This is a genomic window from Streptomyces sp. NPDC048419, from assembly GCF_043200415.1.
In the GTDB taxonomy this organism is placed as follows: Bacteria; Actinomycetota; Actinomycetes; order Streptomycetales; family Streptomycetaceae; genus Streptomyces.
This window is the reverse complement of sequence record NZ_JBICXT010000001.1, coordinates 360,669-381,802: the sequence shown is the minus strand read 5'-3', so window position 1 is coordinate 381,802 and position 21,134 is coordinate 360,669. Positions and strand designations below refer to the sequence as shown.

Here is a 21,134-nt window from a genome sequence, read left to right as displayed (position 1 = left end):
TCAGTTGAGGGCCCGTCAGGCGCCCGGAGGCACCCGCGAAGGACGACGACCCGACCCCCGCGTCAGCGCGTATCCGCCGATGCCCGCGAGCGCGGCCAGCACCGCGCCGGCCCCCGTCCACACCCAGCGGTCGGACCACCAGCCGGACGCCCAGCCGTCGTCGGGCTCGATGCTCGACAGCACCGCGGCCTTCGACGAATCTCCGTCGCTCTCCCCGGACTTGGACGTCATCGCGATCCCCGGCACCAGCGGCTTCGCCAGCGAGCCGTCGACCGCCGCGGAACCTCCGATGCCCTTGGAGCCGACCTGCACCGAGGCGCCGATCGGCTGCCCCAGGTCGGCGGTCGCCAGGTTCACCGCCGTCAGCCGGACGTAGTACGTGCCCGGCAGCGGGTCGTTGGCCCACTCCTCGGACCAGGAGCGCACGGTCCGCAGCGTGCAGGCCAGGTCGACCGAGGCCGTGCCCTGCGCCGCGGTGCGCGTCTGCGCCCCGTACTGGCAGGACTGACGGCGGCGCAGGCCGTCGTACACGTCGATCTGCCAGGTCTGCGCCGCGTGCGTGGCCGGCAGCTTCACCGTCGCCTTGACGGTGGGCCGAAGGCCGGCGTCGGCGGGGAACGACCAGTACAGGTAGTCGCCCGTGGAGGCGCTCGCCGTGGCCTGCTGCCCCGGCTCGATCTCGGCCGCCGTGCGGAAGGACGTACCCGCCGCGGTCGGCGCGGAATCGTCACCGGACGCGCTCGGCGACGGCGAGGAGTCGGCGACGGCCGGTGTGACGGCCAGTCCGAACAGCAGCGCCGCAGCGCTCAACGCATGTGTGATCCGCATTAGTTGGTCCTCCAGACCGCGACCCGCCAGCGCGATACCCAGCCCCAGATCAGACCCGCGAGAAAGCCGGTCAGCACCAGTACGCCGAGCAGCCACCAGCCGCGGCCGAGCCCGAAGGAGGCCACGTCGCCCGCCTGCGACGGGCCGCCGACCACGTCCACGGTCAGCTCGACCGGCAGGCCCGGCGTGGTCTTCACACCGGACGTGGCCGAGAAGGAGTTGGTGACCTGAAGGCACACCGTCTCGGCGGGAGCATCGTCGTCGTCGCTCTCCGCCTTCGGGTAGCGCAGCCCCGTGGAGACCATGTCCGTACGGCCGTTGCCCGCCGCCTCGCCGCGCACGATCTCACGGCCGTGCGCCGTGAAGGCCCGCAGCAGCACGCCGTAGTCGGGATTCACGGACCGGTCGGCCGCGACGCTCACCGAGGCGCGCAGCTCCTGGCCGGGCCGCACGTCCACCTTGTACCAGCGCTGCTGCCCGAACTCCTCGCGGTCGGTGTAGAGACCGGACTTCAGGGAGGGCGCGCCGGTGCACCGCGCGGCGCCCTCGGTGGCCACCGGCGTCACCACCGGGTCGGCCGCGCGGTCCACCAACTGGTTGACCTTGTCGGTGAGTTCGTCGGTGTGCTGGACCGAGGTGTAGGTGCCGCTGGTCGCCTCGGCGATGCAGCTGAGCTGCTTGCGCAGCTTGGTGTTCGGGACCAGGCCGAGGGTGTCGATGGTCATGCCGATGCCCTTGGCCGCCATCTCGCGGGCCACCTCGCACGGGTCGAGCGGCGCGCAGGTGTCCTCGCCGTCGCTGATCAGCACGATCCGCTTGGAGCCCGCGTCGGTGCCGAGGTCGTCGGCCGCCTTCAGCAGGGCGGGGCCGATCGGCGTCCAGCCGGTGGGCGAGAGCGTGGCCACCGCGGTCTTCGCCTCGGTGCGGTCCAGCGTGCTCACCGGGTAGAGCTGCGCGGTGTCCTTGCAGCCCGTCCTGCGGTCCTCGCCCGGGTAGTTGGCGCCCAGCGTGCGGATGCCGAGCTGGACGTCCCCTGGTGTCGCGTCCAGCACCTCGTTGAACGCCTGCTTCGCCGCCGCCATCCGGGTGCCGCCGTCGATGTCCCGGCTCCGCATGGAGCCGCTGACGTCGAGCACGAGGTCGACCTTCGGCGTGCCCCCGCCCGTGGGTTCACCGGCGCTCGCCGCGGCCGGGAACGCGAGCCCGGCCGCCAGGGCGGCGAGCAGGGCACACACTCCTGCCGCCAGCCGTTGTGTTCTGATCATCGGCGGATCTTATTGATCAGAGGTGCCGGGCTCCAAAACGCGACGTCACCAACGGGACGTCACCATGGCTGATCCAGCAGCGGGTTGGGGAGTTCGGTCCACTGGTCCCCGGGCGTGCCGGGCGACATCCGCATGAGCGTCAGGGCCTTCGTGGGCACCGGACCGCCGAGCAGCGCGGCCAGGTCGGGCGTACGCGGCAGGTCCCGTACGGCCGTCTCCAGCGCCGTTCCCAGCGCCGCCGCCGAACCCGCCGTAGCGGCGAGGGCCCCCGCCACCAGCGAGCCGAACAGCTTGCGCCGCAGGGTCTGTTCGTCGTCCGTGACGATTCGTCCGGTCAGCTCCGGGAGCGGGACGCCGTGCCGGGCGAGGCGGGCCGGACCGACCCGGATGTCGGCGAGGTCGCGGTACACCAGCCGCAGCGGGGCACCCGTACCGGAGAGCACGACCAGGAGGTTCTGGCCGTGCGCCTCCAGCGCCACACCCAGCTCCAGCAGGCAGAGTCCGACGGTGAGGGTGAGACGGGTGAAGTCGGCGAGCCAGGAGGGGGATTCGGGCAGACGCGTGGTCGCCAGCGCGGCCACCGGCACGACCCGTTCGCCCCTGTCCGTCGCCGCGTACGTCTGCGGCGACTCCCGCACCACGGCCGCGAGGTCGGGCGAACCGGCCGTGGCCGCACCCCATGTGCGCGTGACGTGCAACAGTCCGTCCGTGCGCGCCGCCACCACCTCGGCGAAGGACGAGACGGTGGCCGACAGCCCCACCGAGTAGACCGAGATGTCCCGCACGGAGGACGTCAGCCGGGCGCTCAGCGCGGTCTTGACGTGGCTGCCGTCCGGCACGGCGAGGGTGCGCAGTGACATCAGGGGGTGCGCGGCGAACACCACGTCACGGGCCGCCCTTTCGCCACCGTGCCCCTTGAGCACATGCGCCGCCTGCCACGGGTGCACCGGCAGCAGCAGCCGCCCTCCGTCCCGCATCGAGTCCGGCCACACCCCGGTCACCAGGCACTCCTCGGCCCGCACCGGCACCGTGCCCAGCTCCACCACCGGCCGGTGCTCGGGCCCGTACGCCAGTTGCTCGGCGACCGAGAAACCGGGCCTGGAGCGGCAGTTGGGGTGGTAGGGATGCCCGTCGACCACGCGCTGCTCCCACTCCCAGTCGACGCTGGGCCACTCCTGCGAGGAGGCCTGCTGCCCGGCCCGGGAGAGCGCCAACGACGCCGCGCTGTGGCCGAGTTCGCCCGCGAAGCCGTCACCGTGCGGCACGGCGAGATCGGTCATCAGCCATGCCGGATGGTCGTAGGCCTGATCGTCCAGGTGCACGGCGGTGACGTACGAGGCGGTCGCGTACGGGTCCGCGGGCGGTCCGTGCAGCCGGCGGCCGTCCGCGAGGCGCAGGGTGAGTTCCCCGCGGCCCCGCTCGCGTCCGGTGATCCACGGCAGCGGCTCGTGGGCGAGGGCCCGCCACAGCCGGGTCAGCACGGCGGCCCGGGCACCCGGCAGCTCGGTCGCGTACCGTGGCAGCAGGTCCGGCCGGACCTCGGCCAGCTCGTCGGCGACCTCGGCCTCCGCGGGATGGGGACGGTGCACGGGCGGGCTCCTCGGGTACGAGTAGGGCATCACGAACAGGGTGCGACGGCATCCATACTGATCGTCTCCCCCCTCACGGACTTCAGGGAACGAGTGGATCGCGTGGATCTCATCCCCCCGCCGGCCGGTGACGACCTCGCCGCCCGCGCCGACGCCTACGCGTCCGCACCGCTGCTCAACTGCCTTCTGCGCGAGTTGGCGGAGCCCGCCGCGGAGGCAGGCGCCCTGCGCACGTACCGGCTCCCCGGCGTGGACCGTCTGCTGCGCGTCCGTGGCACCCGGCGGCCCGCCGCCCCCGAGGTGTACGCGGCGGGCCGCTGGCACCACATCGGCCACACCGAGCTGGTCAAGCTGGTCGCCGAGGAACTGCGCCGCCACACCGGCCTGTCCAACCACGACCTGCCCGCCGAGATGATCGACAGCCGCGAGGCGGTGGCCGCGCTGCTCGCCGCACGCGCGCGTGCGACGGCGCCCGAGGATCCGTACCTGCTCTCCGAGCAGTCCCTCATCACCGGCCACCCCTATCACCCGGCCCCCAAGGCGCGCGGCGGCGGCCCGGTGGCCGGCTGGCTGGCGTACGCCCCCGAGGCGTACGCCCGCTTCCCGCTGGTGCTGCTGGGTGTGCGCGAGGACGAGGTCGTGGAAGAGGGGGACACCTCCGCGCTGGACGCGCTGGGGGAGGCGCCGCCCGGCTACCGGCTGCTGCCCGCCCACCCGTGGCAGCTCGACCTCGTCGGCCGGGAGCTCACGTCGGCCTTCGCCGACGGCCGGCTCGTGCGGCTGGGCACGGCCGCCTTCGACACCTGGCCGACGGCCGCGATCCGCACGCTCCACGCCCCCGATCGCGATCTGTTCCTGAAGTTCAGCCTCGACGTCCGCATCACCAACGACATCCGGCGGCTCTGGCGGCACGACCTGGAAAAGCTCCGCCGGATCGACGCGGAGGCCACCAAGGCGTTCGCGGGCGGGTCCGCCGCCTGGCTGAGCGATCGCGGATACCGCACCGCCGGCTTCGCCTTCGAGGAGCTCGCCGTCCTCGTCCGCGACGGACTGCACGGCCATCTGCTGCCCGGCGCGACCCCACTGCTCGCCGCGGGCCTGGTGGAGGGCTTCGCGGGCAACCCGCTGGAGAACACACGGGACCCGGCCGCCTGGTGGGAGGCGTATCTGAGGGCGGTCGTGCCGCCGGCGCTGGCCGCCTTCGCCGGGCACGGCGTCGTGATCGAGGCGCATCTGCAGAACACGCTGGTCGCCGTGGACGCCGACGGCCTCCCGGTGCAGGCGCTGTTCCGGGATGCCGAGGGCGTGAAGCTGCTGGCGGACGTGGACCGGGCGGCCGGCTGGGAGCGGCTCGTCTACACCCTGGTCGTCAACCACCTGACGGAGATCGCCGCCGCCCTGGCCGAACACCACCCCGGCCTCGACCCCTGGCCCGCCGCCCGCCGCGAACTCGCCCGCCACGACCTGCCCGAGATCGCCGGCCTGCTCGCCTCGCCGACCCTCCCCGGCAAGACGAACCTGCTGCTGCGCTGGACCGGCGCGGACGGCGCGGACGCCCGCTATCTACCGTTGCCCAACCCGCTGGCCCGGCCCGTGCCGGAGCGCTGACATACCCTGGCGGGTGTGCTGCGCGACGTGACTGCCGTTCGATACGTGACCCCCCTGCGGTCGGGCGGCTCCGTACCCGGAGTCTTCGAGGCCGACGACCTCGGCACGTACGTGGTGAAGTTCACCGGCTCCGCCCAGGGCCGCAAGGCGCTGGTCGCCGAGGTGATCGTGGGCGAACTCGCGCGTGCCCTCGGACTGCGCTTCCCCGAGCTGGTGCTCGTGCACTTCGACCCGGCGATCGCCGGCGACGAGCCGCACCAGGAGGTGCGCGACCTGCACGCGTCGAGTGCGGGACTGAACCTCGGCATGGATTTCCTGCCGGGCGCGAAGGACTTCACCCCGGACATCGCCAGGGTCTTCCCCGTCGACCCGGTGGAGGCGGGCCGGATCGTCTGGCTCGACGCCCTGACGGTGAACGTCGACCGCACGGTGCACAGCTCCAACCTGATGGTCTGGCCGACGCTCGGCACCGTGCCCCCGCGCCTGTGGCTGATCGACCACGGTGCCGCACTCGTCTTCCACCACCGCTGGGACACCTCGGCACCCGGCAAGGCGTACGACTTCCGCCATCACGCCCTCGGTCTGTACGGTCCGGACACCCGCGCCGCCGACGCCGAACTCGCGCCCGCAGTGACCGAGAAGCTGCTCCGGGAGATCCTCGCCATGGTCCCGGACCCCTGGCTCACCGACTTCGGCACACCCGACGAGATGCGCGAGGCCTACGTCGGCTATCTGCTGGCGCGGGTGCGGGCCTCGGACCAGTGGCTCCCGACCGACTTCCCGGGAGGTGACCAGCTGGCGGCCGAGGAGGCCGCCCGCGCGGCCAGATCTCGACAGGGCCGTCCGGACTGGCTGAAGCGGGTCCCGGACCTGCACGGCAAGCCGGCGGCGGAACAGGACTGGTCGGCCCACCTCGGCTGAGTGCCATCAGGGTGCGGCGGGCCGTGCACGACCGAGTGGCCCCGGAGAGGTCCCGGGGCCACTCGGACAAGCCTGCGCCTCCTGGAGGGCTCAGCCTTCTCCGAGGAGCGCTCAGCCTTCGAGCTGCTGGTACGCCGGCAGCGTCAGGAAGTCCGCGTAGTCGTCGTCGAGCGCGACGGTCAGCAGCAGGTCGTGGGCCTGCTGCCAGTGGCCGGCCGCGAAGGCCTCCTCGCCGATCTCCTTGCGGATGTTGTCGAGTTCCTCGGCGGCGACCTTGCGGGCCAGCTCCGGCGTGGCCTTCACCGTGTTCCCGGCGTGCTCGAACTCGACGCCCGCGTTGATCCACTGCCAGATCTGCGAGCGGGAGATCTCCGCGGTGGCCGCGTCCTCCATGAGGTTGAAGATGGCGACCGCGCCGAGGCCGCGCAGCCAGGCCTCGATGTAACGGGTGCCCACCTGAACGGCGTTGACCAGACCCGCGTAGGTCGGCCTGGCGTCCAGGGAGTCGACGGCGATCAGGTCGGCGGCCTCGACGTGGACGTCCTCGCGCAGCCGGTCCTTCTGGTTCGGCTTGTCGCCCAGGACCTTGTCGAAGGACTCCATGGCGATCGGCACCAGGTCGGGGTGCGCGACCCAGGAGCCGTCGAAACCGTCGTTCGCCTCACGGTCCTTGTCGGCGCGGACCTTCTCGAAGGCGACCTTGTTGACCTCGGCGTCCCGGCGCGAGGGGATGAACGCTGCCATGCCGCCGATCGCGTGCGCACCGCGCTTGTGGCAGGTGCGGACGAGGAGTTCGGTGTACGCCCGCATGAACGGGGCCGTCATCGTCACCGCGTTGCGGTCCGGCAGGACGAACTTGGCGCCGCCGTCACGGAAGTTCTTGACGATGGAGAACAGGTAGTCCCAGCGGCCGGCGTTCAACCCCGAGGCGTGGTCGCGGAGTTCGTAGAGGATCTCGTCCATCTCGTACGCGGCCGTGATCGTCTCGATCAGGACGGTGGCGCGGATCGTGCCCTGCGGGACGCCGACGTAGTCCTGCGCGAAGACGAAGACCTCGTTCCACAGACGGGCCTCGAGGTGCGACTCCGTCTTCGGGAGGTAGAAGTACGGGCCCTTGCCGAGGTCCAGCAGACGCTGGGCGTTGTGGAAGAAGTAGAGACCGAAGTCGACGAAGGCTCCGGGGATCTGGCTGCCGTCGGCGTCGACGAGGTGACGCTCGTTCAGGTGCCAGCCGCGCGGGCGCATGACGACCGTCGCCAGCTCCTCGGCCGGGCGCAGCGCGTACGACTTGCCGGACTTCTCGTCCGTGAAGTCGATGTTCCGGCTGTACGCGTCGGCCAGGTTGACCTGACCGAGGATGACGTTCTCCCACGTCGGCGCGGAGGCGTCCTCGAAGTCCGCGAGCCACACCCTGGCACCGGAGTTGAGGGCGTTGATGGTCATCTTGCGGTCCGTGGGACCGGTGATCTCGACCCGGCGGTCGTTCAGCGCGGCGGGGGAGGGGGCCACCCTCCAGGAGTCGTCCGCGCGGATCGCGGCGGTCTCCGGGAGGAAGTCGAGCGTGGAGGTGCGGGCGATCTCGGCGCGGCGCTCCGCACGGCGGGCGAGGAGTTCGTCACGGCGCGGCGTGAACCGCCGGTGCAGCTCGGCCAGGAAGGCGAGGGCCGCGTCGGTGAGGACCTCCTCCTGCCGCGGCAGGGGTTCGGCGTCGACGATGGCCAGCGGGGACGGCGCTGGTGCGGACATGAGCTGTCACTTCCTTCAGCGGTGGCACCGGGTGCCAGTCGAACCGGGTACGGCTGAGAACGCCCCTGGAGCGGTAGGGCGCTTCTGAACAGTGGATACTAGTTTCCTCATTGTGGAACTTCAATGGTTTGTTGATATCGAGATTCTCTGAGTCGAGGGAAGGTGGCGCGCAGTGCCATCCCGTTCACTCAAGGTGGACCAGATCGGCCGCCGTGTCGATGTCGTACGGCCGCGCCACGTCCCCGCACTCGACGAGCGTGATCGCGGGCGCGTGCGCCTTGAGGTAGTCGCGGGCCCCGCGGTCCCCCGTCGCGGTCTCGGCGATGCCCGCCCAGTGGGCGCGGCCGAACAGGACGGGATGCCCGCGTACGCCGTCGTAGGCCGCCGACGCCAATGAGGTCTCGTCCCGGTACGCGGCCAGCACCCGGGCGAACGCCTCGGGCCCGATCCCCGGCTGGTCGACGAGCGAGACGACGGCGGCCTCGGCCCCCGTCCCGGTGAGCGAGTCCAGCCCGGCCCGCAGCGAGGACCCCATGCCCTGCTCCCACTCCGGGTTCTCCACGAGCACGCACCCCTCCAGCGCGGCCCGCTCCCGTACGGCGTCGGCCCGCGCCCCCAGCACCACATGGACGCGGGAGCAGCCGGCCGCGCGCAGTACGCCGACCGCGTGTTCGACGAGCGGCCGCCCGCGGTGTTCCAGCAGTGCCTTGGGGCGCCCGCCGAGCCGGCGCCCGCCGCCCGCCGCGAGCAGCAGCCCGGCGATCCGGTCTTCGTTCTCCGTCATGTGTTCTGCATACCTGACGCCAGGGCGAGTGCCCGGCTTCCGGAGACTGAATTTCCGTCCGCACTGTGGCGTAGCTCGCATCGCGTGGCGTTTACTGACCCGCGACCCCTGGCACCCGACCAGCGCCTCGGGGTGTTCGGCGGGATCACGCGTGACTGCGCACAAGGGCGTGCGAAGGGGAGAGCCGTGTTGCGGAGCTTGGGGCAGAGGTCAGTGATCGGCAGCGACGAGGACCCGAGGGTGGCCGGACTGCGGACCGCCGTGTCCCGGTTGCGTCGCGAACTCGCCGCACACCCGGCCGAGTTCCCCGACCGCGGCATCGCGGAGGACGAACTCGCCGCCCTCGCCGCGATGACGACCGACGGCGCTCCCGAGGTCCGCCGCCTGCGCCGCTCGCTGCTGCTGATCGCCGGCGCGATCGGCTCGGTCAGCGCGCTGGCCCGGGGCCTGTCGGACGTACGCGACGCGGTGGACCTGTTCGGGGACCCACCGCTCCGCTGAGGGATTTGCTCCACGGGAACATTTGCTCGGTGAGGCGGACCGGGGCCTGTCGCGGAATTCGCGCCTTTGGCGATGCCCGGCCCGGACGCGGGGACTTCGGCGGCAAGCCCTAGGCCGCCGGCCCCGAGCTCGCCAGCGCCTCCGACAGCTCCGACGCCACCTGCAAGAGCACCGGGACGATCGTGTCCGTCGCGGCCTCCGTGACCCGGCCCGCCGGGCCCGAGATCGAAATGGCGGCGGCGGTGGGGGAGTTGGGCACGGAGACCGCGAGACAGCGGACACCGATCTCCTGCTCGTTGTCGTCGACCGCGTAACCGGCCTGGCGCACGTCCTCCAGAGCGGCCAGGAAGCCCTCCGGGGTGGTGATCGTCTTCTCCGTCGCGGCGGGCATGCCGGTGCGCCGGAGCAGGGCCCGCACCTCGTCGTCCGGGGTGTTCGCGAGCAGCGCCTTGCCGACGCCCGTGGAGTGCGGCAGGACCCGCCGGCCGACCTCGGTGAACATGCGCATCGAGTGCTTGGACGGCACCTGGGCGACGTAGACGATCTCGTCGCCGTCGAGCAGCGCCATGTTCGCGGTCTCGCCGGTCTCCTCGACCAGGCGGGCCAGATAGGGGCGGGCCCAGGTGCCGAGCAGCCGGGACGCGGACTCGCCCAGGCGGATCAGGCGCGGGCCGAGGGCGTATCGGCGGTTGGACTGCTGGCGGACGTATCCGCAGGCCACCAGGGTGCGCATCAGGCGGTGGATGGTCGGCAGCGGCAGCCCGCTGCTCGCGGCCAGCTCGCTCAGCCCCACCTCGCCGCCCGCGTCGGCCATCCGCTCGAGCAGGTCGAAGGCGCGCTCGAGTGACTGGACCCCGCCGCCGTTGGACCTGGCGGACTCGGTGGTGCTGGCGCTGGACGTCGGCACGGCGCGTTCCTTTCGGGACTGGCGGGAAGTTGCTGAAGCCTACCCGGCAGTCGGTTGACTCCCTGGTTGTGCATAGCTACGTTCTGCTTGCCGGAATTATAATTCCGCCTTGTGGAAACGTCCAGAGTCGGTGCGGAAGGCGCACTCTGAAGAAGTGTGGCCTTGACGGCTCGGAACCGGGAGTGAAGACTCCTTCAACAGAACGTTGAAATCCGTTACGTGGAAGTACCTCGCGGCGGCTGAGAGGGGTTCGGGTGTCCGACGTAGAACTGGTGCTGCGCTCGACGCGCGTCATCACGCCCGAGGGGACGCGCGCCGCGTCCGTCGCGGTCGCCGGAGGGAAGATCGCGGCCGTCCTCCCCCATGACGCCGCCGTACCGGCCGGTGCCCGCCTGGAGGACTTCGGCGACGACGTCCTGCTGCCCGGCCTGGTCGACACGCACGTGCACGTCAACGACCCCGGCCGCACCGAGTGGGAGGGCTTCTGGACCGCCACGCGCGCGGCGGCGGCCGGCGGCATCACCACCCTCGTGGACATGCCGCTCAACTCCCTGCCGCCGACGACGACGGTCGACAACCTCCGTACGAAGCGGAAGGTCGCCGCCGACAAGGCGCACATCGACGTCGGCTTCTGGGGCGGTGCCCTGCCGGACAACGTCAAGGACCTGCGCCCGCTGCACGAGGCCGGTGTGTTCGGCTTCAAGGCGTTCCTGTCCCCGTCGGGTGTGGACGAGTTCCCGCACCTCGACCAGGACCGGCTCGCGCAGTCCCTGGCGGAGATCGCCTCCTTCGGCGGCCTGCTGATCGTGCACGCCGAGGACCCGCACCACCTGGACGCCGCCCCGCAGCACGGCGGCCCCAGGTACGCCGACTTCCTCGCCAGCCGCCCGCGCGACGCCGAGGACACAGCGATCGCCCAACTGATCGCGCAGGCCAAGCGGTTCGACGCGCGCGTGCACATCCTGCACCTGTCGTCGTCCGACGCGCTGCCGCTGATCGCCCGGGCGCGGGCGGAGGGCGTACGCATCACTGTCGAGACCTGCCCGCACTACCTCACCCTCACCGCCGAGGAGGTTCCCGACGGCGCCAGCGAGTTCAAGTGCTGCCCGCCCATCCGCGAGGCCGCCAACCAGGACCTGCTGTGGCAGGCGCTGGCCGACGGCACCGTCGACTGCGTGGTCACCGACCACTCGCCCTCCACGGCCGACCTCAAGACGCACGACTTCGCGACCGCCTGGGGCGGCATCTCCGGCCTCCAGCTGAGCCTGGCGGCCGTGTGGACCGAGGCCCGCAAGCGCGGTCACGACCTGGAGGACGTGGTCCGCTGGATGTCGTCGCGCACGGCGGAACTGGTCGGCCTGGACACCCGCAAGGGGGCCATCGAGGCAGGCCGCGACGCGGACTTCGCGGTCCTCGCGCCCGACGAGACCTTCACCGTCGACCCGGCGGCCCTCCAGCACCGCAACCGCGTGACGGCGTACGCGGGCAAGACCCTTGGCGGCGTCGTGAGGTCCACCTGGCTGCGCGGCGAACGCATCGTCGCCGGCGGCGAGTTCACCGGCCCGAAGGGCCGCCTGCTCACCCGCACCCCCTGATCCACCCGCATCAGCAGCGGCGAGAACGAAAGGAAAGACGTGACGGCGATACCGAGCTTCACCGGTGACGCGAACCCCTACGGAGGCGGCGACCCGTACGCGGACTACCGCACCGCCGACTTCCCCTTCACCCAGTACGCCAACCTCGCCGACCGGCAGCTCGGCGCCGGTGTCATCGCCGCCAACGACGAGTTCTTCGCCCAGCGGGAGAACCTGCTGGTGCCCGAGCCGGCCGAGTTCGACCCCGAGCACTTCGGGCACAAGGGCAAGATCATGGACGGCTGGGAGACGCGCCGCCGCCGCGGTGCCTCCGCCGGCCACCCGTGGCCGACCGCCGAGGACCACGACTGGGCGCTGGTCCGCCTGGGCGCGCCCGGCGTGATCCGCGGAATCGTCGTCGACACGGCCCACTTCCGCGGCAACTACCCGCAGGCGGTGTCGGTCGAGGCCACGTCCCTGCCCGGCTCCCCCTCGCCCGAGGAGCTCTTCGGGGACGACGTGAAGTGGACGACGCTGGTCCCGCGCACCCCGGTCGGCGGCCACGCCGCCAACGGCTTCGCCGTCTCGGCCGAGCAGCGCTTCACGCACCTGCGCGTCAACCAGCACCCCGACGGCGGCATCGCGCGCCTGCGCGTCCACGGCGAGGTCGTACCCGACCCGAACTGGCTGCGGACCCTCGGCACGTTCGACGTGGTCGCCCTCGAGAACGGCGGCCGGGTCGAGGACGCCTCCAACCTCTTCTACTCCCCGGCCACCAACACCATCCAGCCGGGCCGCTCCCGCAAGATGGACGACGGCTGGGAGACCCGCCGCCGGCGCGACCAGGGCAACGACTGGATCCGCTACGGCCTCGCGGCCCAGTCCGAGATCCGCGCCGTCGAGATCGACACGGCGTACCTGAAGGGCAACAGCGCGGGCTGGGCGTCGGTCTCGGTGCAGGACGGCGAGAGCGGCGAGTGGCACGAGGTCCTCCCGCGCACCCGCCTGCAGCCCGACACCAACCACCGCTTCGTCCTGGCGGCCCCGGCCGTCGGCACGCACGCGCGCGTGGACATCTACCCCGACGGCGGCATCTCCCGCCTGCGCCTGTACGGCTCCCTGACGGAAGCCGGCGCGACGGGCCTCGCGGCCAGGCACCAGGAACTGGGCGGCTGACACGCACACGCGCGTGGGGCGCACCGGAGGGACAGCACCGGTGCGCCCCACGTGTTCCTTCAGGCGGCGTGTCCGCCGTCCACGGCGAACTCCGCCCCGGTCACGTAGTCCGCCCCCGCCAGATACGCGACCGTGTCCGCCACCTCCTCCGCCGTCCCGAACCGGCCCAGTGCCGTCATCGCCGCCTGGTCCGGCGCATACGGCCCGTCCGCCGGATTCATGTCGGTGTCCGTCGGCCCGGGATGCACGATGTTCGCCGTGATGCCGCGGGCCCCGAGCTCGCGCGCGAGCGCCTTCGTCAGGCCGACCAGCGCCGCCTTGCTCGTGGCGTACAGCGTCCCGCCCGGCCCCGGCACCCGCTGCGTCATGCACGTGCCGACCGTCACGATCCGGCCGCCGGACGGCATCCGCGCGGCCGCCGCCTGGGACGTCAGGAACACGCCACGGACGTTCACCGCCAGAACCCGGTCGACCTCGGCGAGCGACAGCCCTTCCAGCGGACCGAGCACACCCACGCCCGCGTTGTTCACCAGCACGTCGAGCCCGCCCAGCGACTCCGCGGCGCGCGCCACCGCCCCGGCCGCCTCGTCCGCGTCCGCGGCGTCCGCGCGCAGGGCCACCGCCCGGCGCCCCAGTGCCTCGATCCGCCGTACGACGTCCTGCGCCGCCTCCTTGCCGTTCACATAGGTGAGGGCCACGTCCGCGCCCTCCCGGGCGAGCCGCACCGCCGTCGCCGCCCCGATGCCGCGGCTGCCGCCGGTGACCAGGGCGACCTTGCCTTCGAGCGTTCCGTATGTCGTCGTCATGGCTCCATCCCAGCGGCCCCCGCCCGCGAGTGCTGGCGGCGGGCGGACACCGAGATCGAGTGGCCGAAACACAGCGGGTCAGGCCGGAACTCTTCCCTCCACCTCCCGCGTTCTCCTCCCGTGACCCTTCAGCAAGAGATCGTCGGCAACGCCATGCAGATGGCGGTCGTCAACCTGAGCCCCGGCCAGACCGTGTACTGCGAGGCCGGCAAGTTCCTTTTCAAGACGACGAACGTGACCATGGAGACCCGTCTGTCGGGCCCGTCGAACGGCGGCCAGCCGCAGGGCGGCGGTGGCGGCATGGGCGGCATGCTCCGCCAGGCCATGGGCACCGCGATGCAGGCCGGCCAGCGCATGCTCGCGGGCGAGTCGATGGCGTTCCAGTACTTCAGCGCCCAGGGCGGCGAGGGGACCGTCGGCTTCGCGGGCGTGCTCCCCGGCGAGATGCGCGCCCTCGAACTCGACGGCACGCGCGCGTGGTTCGCCGAGAAGGACGCCTTCGTCGCGGCCGAGTCCACCGTCGACTTCGGTATCGCCTTCCAGGGCGGCCGCACCGGCATGAGCGGCGGCGAGGGCTTCATCCTGGAGAAGTTCACCGGCCGCGGCACGGTGATCATCGCGGGCGCGGGCAACTTCATCGACCTCGACCCGGCCGACTTCGGCGGCCGTATCGAGGTCGACACGGGCTGCGTCGTCGCCTTCGAGGAGGGCATCCAGTACGGGGTCCAGCGCATCGGCGGACTCAACCGCCAGGGCCTCATGAACGCCGTCTTCGGCGGCGAGGGCCTCTCCCTGGCCACCCTGGAGGGCAACGGCCGGGTGATCCTTCAGTCCCTCACCATCGAGAGCCTCGCCAACGCCCTGAAGAAGGCCCAGGGCGGCGACAAGCAGGGCCCGACGGGCGGACTGTTCTCCACCCACTCGGGATGAGCGACCGTACGTCCGGCCGATGAGTTGCGGGTGCCCGCGGGGTCTGAGGTGATGACAGCAGACCCCGCACCAGGAAGGCACCCGCCATGGGCAAGCTCGTCTCCACGATCTTCGTCACCCTCGACGGCGTGTACCAGGCGCCCGGCGGCCCCCAGGAGGACACCCGCGGCGGCTTCGAGCACGGCGGCTGGAGCTTCCCGTTCAACGACGACGACTTCGGACGGTTCGTCGACGGCGTCTTCGAGCGCCCCGGCGCATTCCTCCTCGGCCGCCGCACCTACGACACCTTCGCCGGCTTCTGGCCGAAGGTGACCGACCCGGCCAACCCCGTCGCCGCCAAGCTGAACGCCCTGCCGAAGTACGTCGCCTCCTCCACCCTCACCGACCCCGACTGGGCCGGAACCACCGTGATCCACGGCGATCTCGCCAAGGAGGTCACCGCCCTCAAGGAGCGCACCGACGGCGAGCTCCAGGTGCACGGCAGCGGCGCGCTCGTCCAGTCCCTGCTGGCGCTCGGCCTCGTGGACACGCTCCACCTGCTGACGTTCCCGGTGGTGCTCGGCTCCGGCCTCCGCTTCTTCGCGGACGGCGCCGTACCGACCCGGTTCCGGCACGCGGGCGGGAGCCTGACCTCCAAGGGCGTTTCCATCCAGACGTACGACCTGGCGGGGCGCCCGGAATACGGCTCGTTCGCGTGACCCGGCCGCGTCCGGTGAGGCCGCCGCGGGCAGGTTAACTCGCGGGAAACTCATCGGACGTCAAGGGAAAATCTCCGGGCTTGTCATTGACATGCCACTGTCTACGCGCGTCATCATGAGGTCATGCGAATCCCCCCACGCACCACTCGTATCGGCGCCGCAGCCGCCCTCCTGTCCGCCCTCCTCGTGGGCGGCACCGTCTCCGTCGGCACGGCGGACGCCTCCGTCGCCTCCGCAGCCTCGGTCGGCAGCATCTGCTACGGCGCCCTCCCCTCACAGGCGCACGACACCCTGGACCTGATCGCGCAGGGCGGCCCGTACCCGTACGAGCAGGACGGCACCGTCTTCTCGAACCGTGAAGGCGTCCTGCCCAGCGAGTCCTCCGGCTACTACCACGAGTACACGGTCAAGACGCCGGGCTCCTCCACCCGCGGCGCCCGCCGGATCGTCACCGGTGAGCAGACCAAGGAGGACTACTACACATCCGACCACTACGCCACGTTCGACCTGGTCGACTTCGGCTGCTGAGCGACTTCCCCCGCTCGGCACCAGGAACGGCGCGACCAGCCGGAGGTCCGGTCCTCAGCCGGACTTCCGGCTCTCCGCGGCGGCGAACAGCGCGAACGCCAGCACCACCAGGGCGACGCTCGCGTAGATCCCGTAGCCGTCGAGGAGACCGAGCCGCTGCACGAGGCCGACATGCCAGTCGGTGCACTCGTGCAACAGGCCCAGCACGCCCTGCACCAGGGCGACGAAACCGAGTACCTCCAGCACCTGCTTCATGGCCATGAGCCTCGCCCCGCGGTCCCCCCACGGACAATCGGCCGCGGGGCGAGTCGTGCCCGCCGGAAGTCCCCCGCCCCGCGGGCCGCTCGCGCCGAAAGTCTTTGGTGGTGCGACTTTGGTCGGGGATCCCCCGTCCGCAGCGGTGACGCCCGGCATTCCTGCGTAGATTTGTCGCCCGTGAGCAAGGACAAGGCGACGCCTGCCGCAGCGGGGGTCATAGGGCGCAGATGGCTGTTCCCGTCGGCCCTGCTGCACGACCTCGACCCCGACGCGGAGCGGACCGGGCGGCGGCCCCGGCGCACCGCGCGCGACTGGGTCGTCGACTTCACCTGCTTCCTGCTCGCCGTCGCCCTCGGTCTCGCGGCCGCGGACACCCTGAGCAACGACCCCCACACCCCGCACGCCCTCGCCGTCGTCGACCAGCTGCTCGGCGCGCTGGCCTGCGCCGCGGTGTGGCTGCGCCGCCGCTGGCCGCTCGGACTCGCCATCGCGATGATCCCCGTCGGCCTGGTGTCGAACACGGCGGGCGGCGCCGGTGCCGTCGCCCTGTTCACCCTCGCCGTGCACCGGCCCTTCCGTTACGTCGCCTGGATCGGCGGCATCGCGATCGCGCAGATCCCGCTGCTCTTCTGGCTGCGCCCGGACCCCGACCTGCCGTACGGGGGAGCCGTCGCCTTCACGGAGCTGGCCACCCTCACCGTCATCGGCTGGGGCATGTTCGTCCGCTCCAAGCGCCAGCTCATGATGAGCCTGCGCGAGCGCGCCCGGCGGGCCGAGACGGAGGCGCAGCTGCGCGCCGAGCAGGCGCAGCGGCTGGCCCGCGAGGCCATCGCCCGCGAGATGCACGACGTCCTCGCGCACCGGCTGACCCTGCTGAGCGTGCACGCGGGCGCCCTGGAGTTCCGGCCCGGCGCGCCCCAGGAGGAGATCGCGCGCGCGGCCGGCGTCATCCGCGAGAGCGCGCACGAGGCCCTGCAGGACCTGCGCGAGATCATCGGCGTGCTGCGCGCGGGCGAGCCCGACGACGCGGGCCAGGGCCGCCCCCAGCCGACGCTCGCCGCGCTGGACGCGCTGGTCGCCGAGTGCCGCGAGGCCGGCATGAAGGTCACTCTCGCGAGCCGGGTCAGCGACCCCGCCGACGTCCCCTCCTCCGTCGGCCGCACCGCGTACCGCATCGCCCAGGAGGCGCTGACCAACGCCCGCAAGCACGCCCCCGGCACGGAGGTCGACGTGTGCGTCACGGGCGCCCCGGGCGACGGCCTCGTGGTGGACGTACGCAATCCCGCTCCGGAGGGCGATGTCCCCGCGGTCCCCGGCTCCGGACAGGGCCTGATCGGGCTCACCGAACGGGCCACGCTCGCGGGCGGCCGGCTGGACCACGGGCCGGAGCCGGACGGGGGGTTCCGGGTGCGGGCCTGGCTGCCGTGGTGATGGCACGACCCGTGCACGGCGGACCCGCCCGCCGTGATTACGTAAGGCCCATGACTGCGATCAGAGTGCTCCTCGTGGACGACGATCCCCTGGTGCGTGCGGGCCTGTCCCTGATGATGGGCGGGGCCGACGACATCGAGATCGTCGGGGAGGCCGCCGACGGCACCGAGGTCGAGGCACTCGTCGACCGCACCCGCCCCGACGTGGTCCTCATGGACATCCGGATGCCGTCGGTGGACGGTCTCACGGCGACAGAGCGGCTGCGGGGCCGCAAGGACGCGCCCCAGGTCGTGGTCCTCACCACCTTCCACGCAGACGAGCAGGTGCTGCGCGCCCTGCGCGCGGGTGCCGCCGGGTTCGTCCTCAAGGACACGCCGCCGGCCGAGATCGTCGACGCGGTGCGCCGGGTCGCGGTCGGCGATCCCGTGCTGTCGCCCACCGTGACACGCCAGTTGGTGGAGCACGCGGTGGGCAACGCGGCCGACACCCGGCGCACGCACGCGCGCGTGCGCATCGGCGTCCTCAACGACCGCGAGCGCGAGGTCGCCGTCGCGGTCGGCCGCGGCCTGTCCAACGCCGAGATCGCCGCCACGCTGTTCATGAGCGTCGCCACCGTCAAGACCCACGTCTCCCGCATCCTGGCCAAGCTCGATCTCAACAACCGTGTCCAGATCGCCCTGTTGGCCTACGACGCGGGCCTTCTGGAGGAACCCGGGACGAACGGGCACTAGCGGCACCCGCCGTGCGTTGACCATGCACCGGGACAAGAACCGGCGGGGGACGGGCGGGACGGGGCGGGCATGGCGGAAGCGATCGACCTGGGGGAGTTCGGCGACGGGTTCCGCACGGACCCGCATCCCGTGTACGCGCGGCTGCGCGAGCGCGGCCCGGTGCACCGGGTCCGGCTGCCGGTGCCCGACCAGCACCACGAGACCTGGCTCGTCGTCGGGTACGAGGAGGCACGCGCCGCCCTCGCCGACCCGCGGCTGTCCAAGGACGCCACCAAGATCGGCATGCTGTTCCTGGACGAGGAGCTGATCGGCAAGTACCTGCTGGGCACCGACCCGCCCCGGCACACGCGTCTGCGCGCCCTGGTCTCGCGGGCCTTCACCATGCGCCGCGTGGAGGAACTGCGGCCGCGCATCGAGGAGATCACCCGCGAACTGCTCGACGCGATGCTGCCGCACGGCCGCGCCGACCTCGTGGAGTCGTTCGCGTACCCGCTGCCCATCACCGTCATCTGCGAGCTGCTCGGCGTGCCCGAGATGGACCGTGCGGCGTTCCGCGCGATGTCGAGCGAGGCGGTCGCGCCGACCGGCGCGGACAGCGAGCACGACGCGTTCGTGCGGCTCGCCGCCTATCTCACCGAGCTGATAGAGGACAAGCGGTGCGCCGGACCGGGCGACGACCTGCTCAGCGACCTGATCCGCACCACCGCCGAGGACGGCGACCGGCTCTCCGCGGGCGAACTGCGCGGCATGGCCTTCGTGCTGCTCGTCGCGGGGCACGAGACTACGGTCAACCTCATCAGCAGCGGTGTCCTGTCGCTGCTCCGGCACCCGACCCAACTAGCCGTCCTGCGCGCCGACTTGAGCCTCGTCGACCGGGCGGTGGAGGAGACGCTGCGCCACGAAGGGCCGGTGGAGAACGCCACGTTCAGGTTCGCCGCCGAGCCCCTGGAGATCGGCGGCACGAAGATCGACCGGGGAGACGCGGTGATGATCGGCCTCACCGCCGCCGACCGGGACACGCTGCGCTATCCCGACCCCGACCGCTTCGACCTCGGCCGCGACACCCGCGGCCACCTCGCCTTCGGCCACGGCGTGCACTACTGCCTGGGCGCCCCCCTGGCCCGTCTCGAAGCGCGTACGGCGATACGCGCCCTGCTGGAGCGCGCCCCCGGCCTCGCCCTCGACGGACCACCCGGCGAGTGGCTTCCCGGCATGCTGATGCGGGGGGTGCGCAGTCTGCCGGTGCGCTGGTAGAACACCCTGATCCAGAAGCATCGAGGGGGGCAGGCGTGCTGCGCACCGCGGAGATCACCGCCGAGCTGACCGGAGAGCTCGGCGGCGACGACTTCCACAATCTGCACTGGCGTTCCAAGCTGGAGTTCAGCGTGGACTGCTTCATCTGCGAGCGCACCGGCCGCACCACGGTCTACGAGCGCGGCGCGGAGCGGGCCCTGTGCTCGGGCAGCCGCAGCGGTTTCCAGCGCCACTACACGGCGGGCCGGATCGCCGCGTACGACACGACGTCCGGCAAGGACCGGCTGGCCCTGCGGGCCCTCGTCGACTTCTGGTGGTCGCCCTTCGAGGACGCGCGCGACGGCCGGCGCGGCCAGGCGCCCACCAGCCACCCCTGGGTGCGGCTGCACGTCGGCTACTACTGCCCGAAGACCAAGGAGCCCGGCAAGCACAGCATCCAGACCAACCTGGTCCGGCCCTGCGAACTGCGCTGCGCCCACTGCGAGGCGCCGCTGGCCACGGACACCGCGGCCCCGGCCGTCCGCCTGCTCACCTGAACGCGGTCTCCGCCCGCCCCGGGATCTCCGCGAGGGCCACCGGTCTGCGCTCCCGTCTGGAGACCTCGCACGCCTCGGCGATCCGCAGCGCCTGCAGGGCCTCGCGGCCGTCGCAGGGATTGGCCCGCTGCCCCATCACGACCTCGACGAACGCGGCCAGCTCGGCCTCGTAGGCGGGCCCGAAGCGCTCGAGGAAGCCGGTCCACGGCTTGTCCGCGGCGGGCGGCCCGGTCGGTTCGGTGGAGGCGATCGGCGTCCGGTCGTCCAGGCCGACCACGATCTGGTCGAGCTCGCCGGCCAGCTCCATGCGGACGTCGTACCCGGCGCCGTTCAGCCGCGTCGCCGTGGCCGTGGCGAGCGTGCCGTCGTCGAGCGTGAGCAGTGCGGCGCCGGTGTCCACGTCGCCCGCCTCGCGGAACATCGCCGGCCCCGCGTCGGACCCGGCCGCGTACACGTCGACGATCTCGCGCCCGGTCACCCAGCGCAGCACGTCGAAGTCGTGGATCAGCGTGTCCCGGTACAGCCCGCCGGACAGCGGCAGCCACGCGGGCGGGGGAGGGCTCTGGTCGGACGTCAGCGCCCGCACGGTGTGCAGCCGCCCGAGCCGGCCCGAGAGCACCGCGTCCCGGGCGCCCTGGTAGCCGGTGTCGAAACGGCGCTGGAACCCCATCTGAAGGATGGTCCCGGCCGCCTCGACCTCGCCGATCGCGTGCAGCGTGCCCGGCAGATCGAGCGCGATGGGCTTCTCGCAGAACACCGGGAGCCCCGAGCGTGCTGCCCGACCGATCAGTTCGGCGTGGGCCGCGGTCGCGGTGGTGATCACCACGGCGTCCACGCCCCACCGGAAGATCTCGTCCACCCCCGGTGCCGCAGTCTCCCCGAGCCGGCGCGCGAGCTCCTGCGCCCGCGCCGGATCCACGTCCGTGAGGATCAAGGACCCCACGTCGCGATGGCGGCTGAGCGTGTTCGCATGAATGGCGCCGATCCGCCCCGTACCGATGACCCCGATGCGCATGGAAACAAAGTGAGGGTTCCGTGCGTACGCTGTCAATGCATATGTCCG

21 protein-coding genes are annotated in these 21,134 nt (G+C 72.2%); 12 read left to right on the top strand and 9 right to left on the bottom strand.

Annotated features, from left to right (window positions below):
- Window positions 1-15: 15 nt before the first annotated feature.
- From ACGFYN_RS01660 to ACGFYN_RS01650, 3 genes are read right to left on the bottom strand one after another with little or no spacing between them, the layout of a single operon-like run.
- Window positions 16-828 (bottom strand): hypothetical protein, encoded by an 813-nt coding sequence (locus tag ACGFYN_RS01660; RefSeq protein ID WP_393863699.1) that lies wholly within the window; start codon window positions 826-828, stop codon window positions 16-18.
- Window positions 828-2,093, bottom strand: coding sequence for a VWA domain-containing protein (locus tag ACGFYN_RS01655; protein ID WP_393863698.1), 1,266 nt, complete (start codon window positions 2,091-2,093; stop codon window positions 828-830). Before ACGFYN_RS01655 ends, ACGFYN_RS01660 begins: the two co-directional genes overlap by 1 nt.
- Window positions 2,094-2,152: 59 nt before the next feature.
- Window positions 2,153-3,682, bottom strand: coding sequence for an IucA/IucC family protein (locus ACGFYN_RS01650; protein WP_393863697.1), 1,530 nt, complete (start codon window positions 3,680-3,682; stop codon window positions 2,153-2,155).
- A gap of 93 nt (window positions 3,683-3,775) precedes the next feature.
- On the opposite strand from ACGFYN_RS01650, the gene ACGFYN_RS01645 reads away from it, so the two are divergent.
- Together ACGFYN_RS01645 and ACGFYN_RS01640 are read left to right on the top strand one after the other, a co-directional pair.
- Complete coding sequence (locus ACGFYN_RS01645; protein ID WP_393863696.1) at window positions 3,776-5,290, top strand: IucA/IucC family protein; 1,515 nt, start codon at window positions 3,776-3,778, stop codon at window positions 5,288-5,290.
- A 15-nt stretch (window positions 5,291-5,305) separates the two neighbouring features.
- Entirely contained in the window at window positions 5,306-6,211 is a 906-nt protein-coding gene (locus tag ACGFYN_RS01640; RefSeq protein ID WP_393863695.1) for a HipA family kinase, read from the top strand.
- A gap of 111 nt (window positions 6,212-6,322) precedes the next feature.
- Here the strand turns inward: ACGFYN_RS01640 and aceB are convergent, their stop codons facing one another.
- Both aceB and ACGFYN_RS01630 read right to left on the bottom strand, forming a co-directional pair.
- Window positions 6,323-7,957, bottom strand: a complete 1,635-nt coding sequence (gene aceB / locus ACGFYN_RS01635; protein ID WP_393863694.1) for a malate synthase A — start codon at window positions 7,955-7,957, stop codon at window positions 6,323-6,325.
- Between the two features lie 184 nt (window positions 7,958-8,141).
- A complete protein-coding gene (locus ACGFYN_RS01630) occupies window positions 8,142-8,741 on the bottom strand; it encodes an NTP transferase domain-containing protein (protein ID WP_393863693.1) in 600 nt (199 codons plus the stop codon).
- Between the two features lie 186 nt (window positions 8,742-8,927).
- Between ACGFYN_RS01630 and ACGFYN_RS01625 the strand changes: the two genes are divergently transcribed.
- Window positions 8,928-9,242, top strand: a complete 315-nt coding sequence (locus ACGFYN_RS01625) for a DUF5955 family protein (RefSeq protein ID WP_393863692.1) — start codon at window positions 8,928-8,930, stop codon at window positions 9,240-9,242.
- Between the two features lie 109 nt (window positions 9,243-9,351).
- Here ACGFYN_RS01625 and ACGFYN_RS01620 read toward each other — a convergent pair whose 3' ends face one another.
- Window positions 9,352-10,149 (bottom strand): IclR family transcriptional regulator, encoded by a 798-nt coding sequence (locus ACGFYN_RS01620; RefSeq protein ID WP_393863691.1) that lies wholly within the window; start codon window positions 10,147-10,149, stop codon window positions 9,352-9,354.
- Between the two features lie 254 nt (window positions 10,150-10,403).
- Between ACGFYN_RS01620 and allB the strand changes: the two genes are divergently transcribed.
- A complete protein-coding gene (allB, locus tag ACGFYN_RS01615; RefSeq protein WP_393863690.1) occupies window positions 10,404-11,744 on the top strand; it encodes an allantoinase AllB in 1,341 nt (446 codons plus the stop codon).
- Window positions 11,745-11,783: 39 nt separating this feature from the next.
- Window positions 11,784-12,899 (top strand): allantoicase, encoded by a 1,116-nt coding sequence (alc, locus tag ACGFYN_RS01610; protein ID WP_393863689.1) that lies wholly within the window; start codon window positions 11,784-11,786, stop codon window positions 12,897-12,899.
- A gap of 59 nt (window positions 12,900-12,958) precedes the next feature.
- Here the strand turns inward: alc and ACGFYN_RS01605 are convergent, their stop codons facing one another.
- A complete protein-coding gene (locus ACGFYN_RS01605) occupies window positions 12,959-13,705 on the bottom strand; it encodes an SDR family oxidoreductase (protein WP_393863688.1) in 747 nt (248 codons plus the stop codon).
- Window positions 13,706-13,825: 120 nt separating this feature from the next.
- Between ACGFYN_RS01605 and ACGFYN_RS01600 the strand changes: the two genes are divergently transcribed.
- From ACGFYN_RS01600 to ACGFYN_RS01590, 3 genes are all read left to right on the top strand, one after another.
- Window positions 13,826-14,635: an AIM24 family protein gene (locus ACGFYN_RS01600; RefSeq protein ID WP_393863687.1), complete on the top strand. Its 810-nt coding sequence runs from the start codon at window positions 13,826-13,828 to the stop codon at window positions 14,633-14,635.
- Between the two features lie 86 nt (window positions 14,636-14,721).
- Complete coding sequence (locus tag ACGFYN_RS01595) at window positions 14,722-15,333, top strand: dihydrofolate reductase family protein (RefSeq protein WP_393863686.1); 612 nt, start codon at window positions 14,722-14,724, stop codon at window positions 15,331-15,333.
- 123 nt (window positions 15,334-15,456) lie between these two features.
- On the top strand, window positions 15,457-15,861 hold the full coding sequence (locus tag ACGFYN_RS01590; RefSeq protein WP_393863685.1) for a ribonuclease domain-containing protein: 405 nt from the start codon (window positions 15,457-15,459) through the stop codon (window positions 15,859-15,861).
- Window positions 15,862-15,915: 54 nt separating this feature from the next.
- Here ACGFYN_RS01590 and ACGFYN_RS01585 read toward each other — a convergent pair whose 3' ends face one another.
- Complete coding sequence (locus tag ACGFYN_RS01585) at window positions 15,916-16,116, bottom strand: hypothetical protein (RefSeq protein ID WP_393863684.1); 201 nt, start codon at window positions 16,114-16,116, stop codon at window positions 15,916-15,918.
- Window positions 16,117-16,296: 180 nt separating this feature from the next.
- Here ACGFYN_RS01585 and ACGFYN_RS01580 point away from each other — a divergent pair, with 180 nt between their 5' ends.
- The 4 genes from ACGFYN_RS01580 to ACGFYN_RS01565 all read left to right on the top strand — a co-directional run bounded on the left by ACGFYN_RS01580 (window position 16,297) and on the right by ACGFYN_RS01565 (window position 20,071).
- Window positions 16,297-17,550: a sensor histidine kinase gene (locus ACGFYN_RS01580; RefSeq protein WP_393863683.1), complete on the top strand. Its 1,254-nt coding sequence runs from the start codon at window positions 16,297-16,299 to the stop codon at window positions 17,548-17,550.
- A 50-nt stretch (window positions 17,551-17,600) separates the two neighbouring features.
- Window positions 17,601-18,281: a response regulator gene (locus tag ACGFYN_RS01575; protein ID WP_393863682.1), complete on the top strand. Its 681-nt coding sequence runs from the start codon at window positions 17,601-17,603 to the stop codon at window positions 18,279-18,281.
- 69 nt (window positions 18,282-18,350) lie between these two features.
- Window positions 18,351-19,535, top strand: coding sequence for a cytochrome P450 (locus ACGFYN_RS01570; protein ID WP_393863681.1), 1,185 nt, complete (start codon window positions 18,351-18,353; stop codon window positions 19,533-19,535).
- Window positions 19,536-19,570: 35 nt separating this feature from the next.
- Window positions 19,571-20,071, top strand: a complete 501-nt coding sequence (locus tag ACGFYN_RS01565; protein ID WP_393863680.1) for a hypothetical protein — start codon at window positions 19,571-19,573, stop codon at window positions 20,069-20,071.
- Here ACGFYN_RS01565 and ACGFYN_RS01560 read toward each other — a convergent pair.
- Window positions 20,064-21,086 (bottom strand): Gfo/Idh/MocA family oxidoreductase, encoded by a 1,023-nt coding sequence (locus ACGFYN_RS01560; protein ID WP_393863679.1) that lies wholly within the window; start codon window positions 21,084-21,086, stop codon window positions 20,064-20,066. The genes ACGFYN_RS01565 and ACGFYN_RS01560 overlap by 8 nt on opposite strands.
- Between the last annotated feature and the right edge of the window lie 48 nt (window positions 21,087-21,134).